This is a genomic window from Mycobacterium innocens, assembly GCF_900566055.1.
Taxonomy (GTDB): Bacteria; Actinomycetota; Actinomycetes; order Mycobacteriales; family Mycobacteriaceae; genus Mycobacterium; species Mycobacterium innocens.
In genome coordinates this window covers 1-11,827 of the sequence record NZ_UPHQ01000196.1, presented here as the reverse complement: position 1 = coordinate 11,827, position 11,827 = coordinate 1, and the positions used below count along the sequence as shown (strand labels likewise).

The 11,827-nt window shown below is 65.0% G+C and carries 11 protein-coding genes and 1 pseudogene; 10 read left to right on the top strand and 2 right to left on the bottom strand.

What is annotated here, in order from left to right:
- From EET03_RS19120 to EET03_RS19110, 3 genes are all read left to right on the top strand, one after another.
- Nucleotides 1-127 (top strand): acyl-CoA dehydrogenase family protein (locus EET03_RS19120; RefSeq protein ID WP_136625729.1); only part of this gene is annotated, 127 nt, incomplete at its 5' end.
- Between the two features lie 4 nt (nucleotides 128-131).
- Nucleotides 132-848, top strand: coding sequence for a GntR family transcriptional regulator (locus EET03_RS19115; protein ID WP_075541322.1), 717 nt, complete (start codon nucleotides 132-134; stop codon nucleotides 846-848).
- Between the two features lie 77 nt (nucleotides 849-925).
- On the top strand, nucleotides 926-1,285 hold the full coding sequence (locus EET03_RS19110) for an Rv1352/Rv1906c domain-containing protein (protein WP_075541323.1): 360 nt from the start codon (nucleotides 926-928) through the stop codon (nucleotides 1,283-1,285).
- Here EET03_RS19110 and EET03_RS19105 read toward each other — a convergent pair.
- Nucleotides 1,282-2,067, bottom strand: a complete 786-nt coding sequence (locus EET03_RS19105; RefSeq protein WP_075541333.1) for a TetR/AcrR family transcriptional regulator — start codon at nucleotides 2,065-2,067, stop codon at nucleotides 1,282-1,284. The genes EET03_RS19110 and EET03_RS19105 overlap by 4 nt on opposite strands.
- A gap of 170 nt (nucleotides 2,068-2,237) precedes the next feature.
- Between EET03_RS19105 and EET03_RS19100 the strand changes: the two are divergent.
- The 7 genes and pseudogenes from EET03_RS19100 to EET03_RS19070 all read left to right on the top strand — a co-directional run bounded on the left by EET03_RS19100 (nucleotide 2,238) and on the right by EET03_RS19070 (nucleotide 10,063).
- Nucleotides 2,238-3,244, top strand: a pseudogene (locus EET03_RS19100) (dihydrodipicolinate synthase family protein).
- Between the two features lie 33 nt (nucleotides 3,245-3,277).
- Entirely contained in the window at nucleotides 3,278-4,105 is an 828-nt protein-coding gene (locus tag EET03_RS19095) for an enoyl-CoA hydratase (RefSeq protein WP_075541324.1), read from the top strand.
- A gap of 8 nt (nucleotides 4,106-4,113) precedes the next feature.
- Nucleotides 4,114-5,319 (top strand): amidohydrolase family protein, encoded by a 1,206-nt coding sequence (locus EET03_RS19090; RefSeq protein ID WP_075541325.1) that lies wholly within the window; start codon nucleotides 4,114-4,116, stop codon nucleotides 5,317-5,319.
- An 8-nt stretch (nucleotides 5,320-5,327) separates the two neighbouring features.
- Nucleotides 5,328-6,947, top strand: coding sequence for an acyl-CoA synthetase (locus tag EET03_RS19085; protein ID WP_075541326.1), 1,620 nt, complete (start codon nucleotides 5,328-5,330; stop codon nucleotides 6,945-6,947).
- Nucleotides 6,944-7,774 (top strand): amidohydrolase family protein, encoded by an 831-nt coding sequence (locus tag EET03_RS19080; RefSeq protein WP_075541327.1) that lies wholly within the window; start codon nucleotides 6,944-6,946, stop codon nucleotides 7,772-7,774. The genes EET03_RS19085 and EET03_RS19080 overlap by 4 nt, the downstream gene beginning before the upstream one ends.
- A gap of 2 nt (nucleotides 7,775-7,776) precedes the next feature.
- The gene (locus tag EET03_RS19075; protein ID WP_099193667.1) at nucleotides 7,777-8,841 is read left to right on the top strand and encodes an acyl-CoA dehydrogenase family protein; all 1,065 of its coding nucleotides are present in this window, start codon (nucleotides 7,777-7,779) and stop codon (nucleotides 8,839-8,841) included.
- A 16-nt stretch (nucleotides 8,842-8,857) separates the two neighbouring features.
- A complete protein-coding gene (locus EET03_RS19070) occupies nucleotides 8,858-10,063 on the top strand; it encodes an acyl-CoA dehydrogenase family protein (protein WP_075541329.1) in 1,206 nt (401 codons plus the stop codon).
- A 73-nt stretch (nucleotides 10,064-10,136) separates the two neighbouring features.
- Here the strand turns inward: EET03_RS19070 and EET03_RS19065 are convergent, their stop codons facing one another.
- Nucleotides 10,137-11,633, bottom strand: a complete 1,497-nt coding sequence (locus tag EET03_RS19065) for an acyl-CoA carboxylase subunit beta (protein WP_075541330.1) — start codon at nucleotides 11,631-11,633, stop codon at nucleotides 10,137-10,139.
- Nucleotides 11,634-11,827 lie beyond the last annotated feature (194 nt).

Genomic DNA, 11,827 nt, shown 5'->3' with positions numbered 1-11,827 from the left:
ATACTCGACGGCCTACGAGATCGAGCGGCTGATGCGCGATGCACCGTTCCTGCTGATCGGCGAGGGAACCAGCGAAATACAGAAGTCCATCATCAGCAAGCGGCTGCTCGACGAGTATCGGATGTGATGCGATGACTGTCCCGGATTTCGCTGCGCGGCCCCAGCTTTCCGACGATGTGGCGAATTTTGTCCGCAAGAGGATTTACGAGGGCAGTTATGCCGCGGGCAACTACATTCGCCTCGATCAGCTGGCCGCGGAATTGGGAATCAGCGTGACACCGGTGCGTGAGGCGTTGGTCGCGTTACGCGCCGAAGGGTTGGTCGCCCAGCAGCCCCGCCGCGGGTTTGTGGTGTTGCCGGTGACCAAACGGGACCTCGCCGACGTCGCCAACGTGCAGGCGCACGTGGGCGGCGAGCTGGCGGCGAGGGCCGCGATCGGCATCAGCGACCAGCAGTTGCGTGACCTCAGGCAGATCCAGGCGCAGCTCGAGGAGGCTTACGCCGCCGACGACGACGAGCGGATGGTCCAGCTCAACCATGAGTTTCACCGGGCCATCAATATTGCGGCCGACTCCCCGAAGCTGGCCCAATTGATGTCTCAGATCACCCGTTACGCACCCGAATCGGTGTTTCCCAGCATCGAGCATTGGCCGGCCCGGGCGATCAAGCATCATCGGCGGATACTGTCTGCGCTGGCGAAGCACGATGACAAGCTGGCCCGCGCTGCCATGGCCGACCATCTTGCCGCCAGCGCAATCCCGTTGATCGACCATCTGATTGCGCGTGGGGTGGTGGCAGACAGCGGAGCGCCCGGCGCATCGCGGCTACGGCGAAGCTATGGCGGTTAGGCCGAGCCATTCGGCGCTATCCGGTGCTGGCATGGGTATAGGCTGCCGCTAGGCCGAGCCAGATTGAAGAGGACGAAATGCCCCATGCATCCCGAGCGTCAGCCGCGCTGGTTGCCTGCGCGGCCGCGATATCGCTGGCGTCACCGGCCGGTGCCGAACCGGGCGACCAGATCCCCGGCGATGGAGTTTTTCTGGTGGGGACTGACATTGCACCAGGTACTTACCGCACCGAGGGACCGTCGAATCCGCTTATCCTGGTGTTCGGTCGGGTGTCCGAGCTCTCAACCTGCTCGTGGTTGATGCACAGCACACCCGCGGCCAGCGCCGAGGACATTGTGAACTCGAATACCTCGATGGGTCCGATGTATGTGACGATCCCGGCAACGGTCGCGGCTTTCGAGACGAGAAACTGCAAACTTTGGATGCGGGTCTCCTAGCCGTCACCGGCCCTGGTCCGTTTTCGCGGAGCCGACGACTTGGCTGTTTTGCGTTGCGCTGACCCGGGTTTGGCTGCTTTCGCCCGTTCCTCGATCAACCGGCCGGCGTGGTCGAGTATGCAGTTGAGGCCGTATTCGAAGTTGGCCTCATCAGGGGTCGCGATGCGGTGTCCCTTCCCGGTGACCCGGGCGATCAACGGTGTGGTTTGCGGGTCGATCTCCATGGCGTCTTCGAGGGCGCGTGGCCCGCTGTCGGCGGACTGGTGCTTCTCGTTGAGCCGATGCAGCACCACCGACCCGCGGACGTGAAGCGAGACCGCGGCGTAAGTGTCGAAGGCGTCCTCGGGAGACAGACCTGCCTGCACCAGATTCGCGATGGCCCGCTCCATCTCCTGGGCGCCAAGCCTGGCGGCCCTGGGACTGAGCGCCGACCGGATAAGGATCAGATCGCACAGTATCGGGTTGCCCATGAAGGTTTTCCGCATCAGGCGGGCATGATTGCGTAAGGTCTCACGCCAGTCGTCGGCCTCCACGTATGGGGTGGCAAAGACGTACTTGCTCAAGGCGCGATCGGTCATTGCGTTGAGCAGGTCGTCCTTCTTCCGGAAGTACCAGTAGATGCTGGTGACGCCTACTCCGAGGTGTTTGCCGAGCAGCGGCATGCTCAGGTTGTCGATGGACACCTGTTCTGCCAGTTCGAATGCGCCGGTGATGATGTCGTCCGGATTGATGGACCCGCGCTCGCGCCGCTGACGTTTGTCGGCGGTTGCCTGCTTTGCCACTACGCGGCTACCTCCATCGAAGATCGGTGTTGCGTACGCGGTCCTGGCGGTGCCGCCGCTCAGCCTGACCGGCACTGCTTCGGGCGCCATTACGTCTGCTACTGTAATACCTATCGTAGGCTTATTGGTATAAGCGGCTGGGCGGGCGAGCATGACCGGGCTGAGGCAGCGTGGCAACGGCGGGTGAGGCGCGTGCCTGGGCACGGGGCGCGTTGGGGGGCATCGGCGACTCGCTGTATACGCCGTTCTGCGGGAACGACGGGGACGACATCGACTGGGATGCCTATCGGACTCTGGTGCGCTATTGCGTCGGTGATCTCGGGCATCCGATGCTGTGGTGCACCAGCGGAATCGGGGAATTCTGGTCACTGACCATCGACGAGCGGAAATGCTTGCTCGAGGTCGCGATCGAAGAAGGGCGTCGCTGCAATCCTGACGTCCTCATACAGGCCTGCACATCGGCGATGACGGCCAAGGACTGCCTGGAATTGACGCTGCACGCCCAGGCGGCGGGCGCCGACATCGCCTATATCCAGACGCCGATGATGGAAACTCACGGCGGCGAAGGCGTGTTGAGATTCTTCAAATACGTTGCCGCACGTACCGACATCGCGCTGGGCATGTTCAATTCGCCGTCCTCAGGTTATGTGTTGACGCCGGCCGAGAGTGCGCGCATCTACCATGAAGTGCCCGCGGTATGTGCGACCAAGGAAGGCGCCTTCCGCCCGCAGGCCAGTCGGCTGCTCCACGAACTCGCTCCCGGACTGGTGCTCTGGGAATGCGACAAGACGATCTACCGCGCCGGATGGCTGCGCGCCGGAATCGTCTGTGCGGCACAGCTGGGCACGGCCGGCTATCTGATGGAGACGCCGCAGCGGCCGCTGCTGTCCGAATACTGGGATTTGGTGTTGGGGGACAAGCTCATCGAGGCGATGGACTATGGACGTGATTCGGGTCTGGATCAGTTCGACGTGACCTCGGTTCGTGGTGGACCTGCTATCCGGGCAGACCCGACTACTTCACCCACTGGGGTGGTGCGTTCAAGTTCGCGGCGTCGGTGCTGGGTCTGCCGATCGGGTCCTATTCGCCTTCCCGGCCCCCCCAGGCCGAGTTGCCGCCCGAGGCCAAGGCTCAAATCACGGCTGCCTATCGTCGGCTGGGGCTCATCGATGGCTAACCGCTGCGCCGCGGTGGGGTCGAGGAGACACCGATGAGCAACGATGCTGACGACGCGGTGCTCTACGAGGCAACCCCCGGCGGGGTAGCGATCCTCACCTTCAACCGCCCCGATCGTCTCAACGCATGGGGTCCCGACATTGCCGGGGGGTTCTATGCGGCGCTCGACCGCGCCGAACAGGATCCGGAGATCCGGGTGATGGTGCTGACCGGCCGGGGCCGGGGCTTCTGTGCCGGCGCCTATTTGGGCTCGCCGGATTTCGCGGCGGGATACGGCGCCACCATGGCGACGGCACGTCAGACCGATCTGGCCGATTTGGTCGGTGAACGCCCGCCCCATTTCGTGACGACGCTTCGCAAGCCGGTGATCGCCGCGATCAACGGTCCCTGCGCGGGCATCGGTCTGACGCAGGCGCTGATGTGCGACGTCCGATTTGCCGCTGCCGGGGCGAAGTTCGCCGCCGTGTTCGCCCGGCGCGGGCTGATCGCCGAGTTCGGCATCTCCTGGATACTTCCGCGCTTGACAAGCTGGGCGGTCGCACTGGACCTGTTGTTGAGCGGCCGAACGTTTTTGGCCGAGGAGGCCGCGGAGTTGGGTTTGGTCAAGGAAGTCGTCGCGCCCGAGGATTTGATGAAGCGCGCTCTCGAGTACGCGGAGGACATCGCCCGCAACTGCTCGCCGGCGTCGATGGCGGTGATCAAGCGCCAGGTCTACGGTGACGCCACCGGCGATGTCATCGAAGCCACCGCCCGCGCCGAAGTTTTGCTGCGCGAGGCGATGCCGAGGCCAGACGTGGTCGAAGGAATCGTGAGTTTCCTGCAGAAGCGACAACCGCGGTTTCCGGCGCTCACATCGGAATAAGGACGATCATGGGGCACTTGAGTTATCAGGCGATCGACGTCGACAACCACTACTACGAACCGCTGGATGCGTTCACCCGTCATCTGGACAAGCGGTTCCGCCGGCGTGGCGTGCAGATGTTCAGCGACGGCCGCCACACCCAGGCGATCATCGGCGACCGCGTCAACCGATTCATCCCCAATCCGACCTTCGACCCGATCATCGTGCCGGGCTGCCTGGACGTGCTGTTCCGCGGCGAGATTCCCGAGGGCGTGGACCCGGCGTCGCTGATGAAGGTCGAGAAGCTGGAATTGCGGCCGGAGTACCAGCTCCGGGACGCACGCGTTGCCGTGCTCGAAAGCCAAGGCATCGAAACGATTCTGGTGTTCCCGACCTTCGGCTGCGGAGTCGAGGAAGCGCTCAGGGGTGACATCGAGGCGACGATGGCATCCCTGCATGCCTTCAACCTGTGGCTCGACGAGGATTGGGGTTTCGACCGCCCGGACCATCGCATCCTTGCCGCGCCGATGATCTCGTTGGCCGACCCCGAAGAAGCGGTCAGAGAAATCGATTTCGTGCTCGGACGCGGTGCACGACTGGTGCATGTGCGTCCGGCGCCGGTTCCCGGTATTCCGAAGAACCGCTCGCTGGGCCACCGCTCGCACGACCCGGCCTGGGCGCGGCTGGCCGAAGCCGGCGTGCCGGTGGCCTTCCACCTCGGCGACAGCGGCTACCTGAAAATCGCTGCGATGTGGGGCGGAAAGGAAACCTTCGAGCCGTTCTCGGCCCCGCCCGACCCGCTGGACAAGATACTCGTCGACGACCGTGCCATCCATGACACCATGGCTTCGCTGATCGTCCACGGTGTTTTCGATCGTCATCCCGCACTCCGGGTGGCCAGCATCGAGAACGGTTCGGAATGGGTACATCGGCTCGCCAAGCGGCTCAAGAAGTTGGCTAACCAGCATCCGCGCTCGTTCCCCAGCGATCCCGTCGAGACGTTGCGCGAGCACGTGTGGGTGTCACCATACTACGAGGAAGATCTCGAGTTGCTGGCCGACAACATCGGCGTCGACCGCATTCTGTTCGGCTCGGACTGGCCCCACGGCGAAGGTCTGGAGTCACCCCTGTCGTTCACCGGGGAACTTGCCGCGTTCAGCGAAGCCGACGCCCGAAAGATCATGCGTGACAACGCCTTGGCCTTCCTCGGTATCACGGTTTCCTCGGCGGCCTAGGAAAGACCGTGCCCCAATGGACTATTGGCGCCGTGCTGGACGCCATCGCGCAGGTCATCCCGGATCACCAGATGACGGTGTGCGGTCCGCGCCGCAGCACCTTCGCCGAGTCGGCCGCGCGAACGAACCGGTTGGCAAACTACCTGCACGGCAATGGTTTCGGAGTCCACAAGTCGCGCGAGACGCTGCAGCGGTGGGAATGCGGTCAGGACCGGGTTGCCCTGATCATGTACAACGACCTGTATCCAGACATGGTGATCGGCTGCCTCAAGGCGCGCGTCGTGCCGGTCAATGTGAACCACCACTACTCGCCGCGTGAGATCGCTGAACTGCTGGACTATGTCAAGCCGCGGGGCGTCATCTACCATCGCTCGCTTGGTGCCCGATTCGCCGAAGTGTTGCCGCCCGACGACACCGAGCTACTGATATCCATCGACGACGCGAGTGGCACTGCCGAACTGCCGGGCGCGGTTTCGCTCGACGACGCGCTGGCAACCTGTGGTGCTGACCGCACGGTCGCGGGTTCGCCGGACGATCTGATCATGATGTGCACCGGCGGAACGACAGGACGCCCCAAGGGAGTGCTGTGGCGTCAAAGCGATATCTACGTGACGTCGATGATGGGCGCCGACCACGCAAGCGTCGAAGAGATCCATCAGCTGGTGCGCGCAGGCGGGCCGCCGTGGTTCGCCGTTTCACCGCTCATGCATGCCGCCGGGATGTGGACGGCGTTTGCCGCGCTCCTGCACGGCCTCACCGTCGTCATGTACGACGACCGCGACAGGCTCGACGCGCGGTCGGTCTGGGCGACCGCCGAGCGTGAGCAGGTGGGCATGATCACCATGGTCGGCGACGCATACGCCGCACCGCTGGTCGCCGAACTGCGGAACCGTACATACGACCTGTCGTCGGTGCACTCGATCGGCACGGGCGGGGCGGCCACCAACGCGAAATACAAACGGGCACTGATGGAGTTGCTGCCGCAGGCCGCCATCATCGAGGGCTACGGGTCGTCGGAGACCGGCAACATGGCATTCGGGTACAGCCGCGACGGAACCGCCAGCGAAACCTTCGAACCCAGACTCGGCGCAACCGTCGTCTCCGCGGACCGCAGCCGATTCCTGCGGCCCGGTGAGCCCGAGATCGGCTGGGCTGCCAGAATCGGCCGGATTCCACTGGGATACTTCAACGACGCCGAAGCCACTCAACGCACTTTTCCCGAGATCGCCGGCCAGCGTGTGGTGATACCGGGCGACCGGGCTTGCCTCGAAAAGGACGGAACCATCCGGTTATTCGGCCGCGATTCCCTGGTGGTGAACACCGGTGGCGAAAAGGTGTTCGTCGAAGAGGTCGAGGACCTATTGCGAACACATCCCGGCGTTGTCGACGCCCTGGTGCTAGGACGGCCCAGCGAGCGCTGGGGACAGGAAGTGGTCGCGCTCGTCGTATTACGCCCGGATGCCCCCGTCGGTGAACCGGAGCTGTACGCCTTCTGCACCTCGCAACTGGCGCATTTCAAGGCTCCCAAGGCGTTCATCGTCGTCGAGCACATCCAGCGTCTGGGCAACGGCAAGCCGAATTATCGGTGGGCCAGAGAGCAAGTGACGCGGCAGGTCCCGGCGCCATGACCCAGACGGCGATTGACTGCCTGGTGAACGTGCACTTCGGTGAGGCCGCATCCCAGCCGACCTGGATGCTCAAGGTTCGCGACGACTACTTCAAGGGCCCCGGTTCGATGTTCGAACCGGTCGAGCTGTCCGCGCTGCTCGCCGAGATGGACGAACAGGGGGTGCACAAAGCGATCCTGATGGATTCGCTGGCCAACCCGTCCACCACCGCGCGCGCGTTCGTCGAAGCCAAGCCCGACCGGTTCGCGCTGGCCATGGGCGGAGTCAACCTGCTGCGTCCGGTCAAGCCGTTGCGTGAATTGAGCGCCATTGCCAGCGACCTGGCCGTAGCGTATGCCGTTGTCGGGCCCAGCTTTTGGGGAGACGGACAATACCCGCCCAGCGACGCCGTCTACTATCCGCTCTACGCCAAGTGCGCCGAACTCGACCTTCCGCTGTGCATCAACACCGGCATACCCGGACCACCGATCCCCGGAGAAGTACAGCATCCGATGCATCTCGACCGGGTGTGCGTGCGGTTTCCGGAGCTGCGGCTGTGCATGATCCACGGCGCCGATCCATGGTGGGACGTGGCGATCCGGCTCCTGCTCAAGTACGCCAACCTGCGCCTGATGACCTCGGCATGGTCGCCCAAGCGGTTGCCGGAAGCTCTGCTGCATTACATGCGGACCAGGGGCAAGACCAAGGTGATCTTCGCCTCGGATTGGCCGGTATTGCCGATGCGCAGGGTCATACCCGAGGCGCGGGCCCTGGACCTGCCGTCTGACGTCCTGCAGAACTACCTCTACAACAACGCCCAAGAATTCTTCTTCGGTGAGGAGCGCTGACGATGGACCGTTTCGAATTGCGCAGGCTGGACTACAGCTTGTCCGAGGACCATATCGCGTTGCAGTCGGTGTACAAACAGTTCTTCAAGACCCACTGTTCGATCGAAACGGTCCGTGCCGCAGAGCTATCCGGTTTCGACAAAAGCCTGTGGGAGCGGTTGTGCGGGATGGGCGCCACGACGATGGCGCTGCCCGAGTCCGGCGGCGGCGATGGCGCGACGCTGGTCGACCTCACCCTGGTGGCCGAGGAGATCGGCCGCTCGCTGGCGCCGGTCCCGTGGATCGACCATGTCTGCGCGACGCGGCTCCTGGCACGTCTTGGGGCTCTGGATGCCGATACCCCCGGACTGGCCAACGGCGAGCGGCTTGCGGCGCTCGACCCGCGGATCGACGGTGGGCCGGGGCGGCGGCTGATTCCCGCCGGGTCGATCGCCGGCCGCGTCGTCGTCGCCGACGGCGACCATATCTTGAACCTGACGTTCGGCACGCAGCCGGCGAAGGTGGACAACATCGGCCGGCTGCCGATGGCCTGGGTTGATCCGGCATCCGCTGACTCCCGGACGGTCGTGGCTCGTGGCCCCGAGGCACTGGCGAATTATCAACGGGCCCTGGATGAATGGCGACTGCTGATGGCCGCAGCGCTGGTAGGCCGGGTCGAGCAGACGATGACGATCGCGGCGGAATTCGCCAAGACCCGTTACACACTAGGCGTGCCCATTGCTACGCTGCAAGGCATTTCGCACCCGCTGGCAAACATGGCAATCACCGTGCACAGCGGACGCAACCTGGTTCGGCGGGCCGGCTGGTTCCTGGATAACGAACCCGGCGAACGACCGGAACTGGCACCGGCAGCGTTTCTGTTCATGGCCGAGGAAGCCGCCAAGGCCGCCACCATGGCCGTCCACATCCAGGGAGGCCTCGGGGTTTCCGCTGAGGCCGCCGCCACCGCCTATCTAGTGCGGGCCCGCGGATGGCCACTGGCCGGCGGTGATCCGGGCGCCTGCGCCCGGCGAATCGCCGAGATCGTGGCTGCCCGCGAAATCGCGTCCCGGGCCGCGCGCGTCTAGGAACAGGAGCGAAGCGATGGACTTTTCCCTGGTTGAACTTTCCGAAGAGGACAAGGCATTCCACGACGAGGCGCGCAGGTTCCTGGCCGAGCACGTGACCGATGAGGTCCGCCGTCACGACCGTGAGACCGGCGACAACTTCCATGAGGGTCTGCACCTGAAGCTCGGCGCCGCAGGGTATTTGGCAGCGGAGTGGAAGACGGAATCCGAAGGCGGATTCAGCAGAGTCCGGCGGCGCATCTGGGAGCTGGAGAAGCGGCGGGCACGGGTGCCATGGGTGACGTGGGGAACGACCGCCATGGTGGCGAGGTCGGTAACGAAGTTCGGCTCGCCCGAGCTCGTCGAGGAGGTATTGCCCGGTGTCTTCAGCGGCCATGTCCGGCTGTGCCTGGGCTACACCGAGCCCGAAGGCGGATCCGACGTCGCCACCTGCAAGACCCGCGCGGTGCGCGACGGTGACAGCTGGGTGATCAACGGCTCGAAGATGTTCACCACCGGCGCGCACAACTGCCAATACGTCTTTCTGATCACCAACACCGACCCGCACGCCCGAAAGCATAAGAGCCTGACCATGTTTCTGGTGCCTCTGGACTCGCCGGGCATCGAGATCCGGGGCATCCGCACGGTGGACGGCGACCGGACGAACATCGTCTACTACAGTGACGTGCGCGTCGATGACAAGTATCGGCTGGGTGAGGTGAACGGGGGCTGGACGGTCCTGCGGGAGCCGCTCAACGTCGAGCACGGCGCGGTAGCGCCGGCACCCGACGGGTTGCAGGACACCTCGATCATGATGCACCAGGCCGGTGTCATGGCCGAAGCGGTCGACCGGGTCGCGGCGCGGGTGACCGAGCCCGGTCCCGGCGGGCACCGCCTGCTCGACGATGGGTCGGTGGCATATCGATTGGGCCGCGGTGTCGCGCGGGTGGAGGCAGCGCTATCGGCGCCGGGCATCTTCGGGCGGGTGGCGATCGCACAAACGATGCGCGACATCTCCCCGGATCTGATGGACATTCTGGGGACCCCCGCTGCGTTGCCATTCGGGGCCGACGGCGCGGCCGATGACGGCGGCGCCGAATACCTCTACCGCTTCGCGCCGTTGGTCGGAATCTACGGCGGCACATTGGAAGTGTTCCGCAACATGATCGCCGAGCAGGTCCTTGGCCTGGGCAAGCAGATCCACGCGCCGCCCGCTACCAAGGCGTCCTCACGCCGAGCGTGAACGGGCTGCGATTGGGCATCGTGTCGTCACAGTAGATTCACGTTCGGCGCGACGGACGTTCGGCAAGGCGACGTCACGGCATGATGAGCGTGCGCGTCACCGGTTCCGCGGCGGCCTGCCGGGCGTGGATGCCGCGCTGCAGCGCGGCCAGCAACGCGTCACGGGTTTCGCGGGGGTCGATGAGTTCGTCGAAGCCCATATGCTCGGCCGACCGAAATGACGCCTGCAGCTCCGCGTTTCGCAGCTTGGCGGACAGCTCCTGGTCGGCGTGTGAGGCGCGGCTGAGCGCCGCAGCACCCATTGCGCCCATCGTCGCGCCCGGATAGGCGAAGGTCGCCACCTGGGCGTCGAAGCTGATCAGTCCCATCACCATGGAGCCGAAGCCGTAGGCCTTACGCAAGGTCAGGTGCAGCTTCAGCGTGGTGGTCGCGGTCTGCGCGGCGAACATCCTTGCCCCGCTGCGCAATACGCCGGCACGTTCGGACCGGCTGCCCGGCAGCATGCCCGGGTTGTCGGCCAGGAAAACGATTGGCAGGTGGAAGGAGTCGGCCACCATGATGAAGTGTGCGGCCTTGTCGGCGGCGGCGGCGTCGATGGACCCGGCCAGTACCCGCGGCTGGTTGGCGACGACCGCGACCGGATGCCCCCCGAGGTGGGCGAGGGCGCAGATGATCGCCCTGCCGAAATGTGGTTGCACTTCCAACCAGTCGGGCGAGTCGAAGACGACATCGAGCACCGAGCGCATGTCGTAGACGCGGCGGTTGTCCCGCGACACGATGTCCAGCAACTCCAGCGTGGACCGCGGCCCGGATGCCGAAGAGGCCGGCAGCGATGGCGGATACGACCACGCGCTGGACGGGAAATAGGACAGGTAGCGGCGAATGGTGTCCAGCGCGGCCGCGTCGTCGTCGGCGACATTGTGGATGACGCCGCTGGCCAACGCGACGTCCGGACCGCCCAACGCTTCTTTCGAAATGTCTTCGCCCGTGGACTCTTTGACCACCGGTGGCCCGGCGGTGAAGATCGCGCCCTGTCGGCTCATGACGGTGAAATCACAGATCGGGGCGACGAGGGCGCCGTGTCCGGCCGAGGCGCCCAGCACCGCGGCCACCGTCGGAACCCGGCCCGAGCACCGTGCCTGGGCGAGCAGGTCGGTCGGGCTACGTCCGTAATGGGTACCGGTGGGCCGAAATCCGGCGCCCTCGAGCAGCATCACCAGCGGTATCTTGTCGCGCAACGCCAGCTCGGCGATGCGGTAGCGCTTGGAATTGCTGCCCGGCGCGATGGTTCCGGCCAGCGTCGTGAAGTCCTCGGCGCCCACCATCACCAGGGCGCCGCCGATGCGGCCCGAGCCGGTGACGATCGCGTCGGCGGCGACCTCGCCGCCGACGATGGTGCCGAGTTCACGGAAGGTGCCCGGGTCGAGGAGTCGTTCGACGCGGGCGCGCGCGTCGAGTTTGCCCATACCGCGATGTTTGTCGAGTCGCTCCGGCCCGCCCATCGCCCGTGCCTGCCGGCGGCGACGGTCGAGGTCCTCGAGCGTCTGCTGCCAATCCTCGGCTTTGGTCATGCGTCTGTCCTACATACTGGATTGCTTACTGTAAGAGCCTGTTCACAAACGGTTATGCTGCCTGCTCGATGGGCGCTGGCGGGCCGCTACGGGGGCGTCCCCATCTGGGATGTGGTGGTGCGCCTGATGTCGCCTGTTGGAGTTTGCGGGTCATGATTGTCACGGTGGCCCACAGCACCATGGCTTCGTGGTGC

Bases quoted from the DNA above. Each gene is read 5' to 3' on its own strand.
- EET03_RS19095 (WP_075541324.1), top strand. From the start codon at position 3,278: ATGAGCAACGATGCTGACGACGCGGTGCTCTACGAGGCAACCCCCGGC.
- EET03_RS19080 (WP_075541327.1), top strand. From the start codon at position 6,944: ATGACCCAGACGGCGATTGACTGCCTGGTGAACGTGCACTTCGGTGAG.
- EET03_RS19070 (WP_075541329.1), top strand. From the start codon at position 8,858: ATGGACTTTTCCCTGGTTGAACTTTCCGAAGAGGACAAGGCATTCCAC.
- EET03_RS19090 (WP_075541325.1), top strand. From the start codon at position 4,114: ATGGGGCACTTGAGTTATCAGGCGATCGACGTCGACAACCACTACTAC.
- EET03_RS19110 (WP_075541323.1), top strand. From the start codon at position 926: ATGCCCCATGCATCCCGAGCGTCAGCCGCGCTGGTTGCCTGCGCGGCC.
- EET03_RS19115 (WP_075541322.1), top strand. From the start codon at position 132: ATGACTGTCCCGGATTTCGCTGCGCGGCCCCAGCTTTCCGACGATGTG.
- EET03_RS19065 (WP_075541330.1), bottom strand. From the start codon at position 11,633: ATGACCAAAGCCGAGGATTGGCAGCAGACGCTCGAGGACCTCGACCGT.
- EET03_RS19075 (WP_099193667.1), top strand. From the start codon at position 7,777: ATGGACCGTTTCGAATTGCGCAGGCTGGACTACAGCTTGTCCGAGGAC.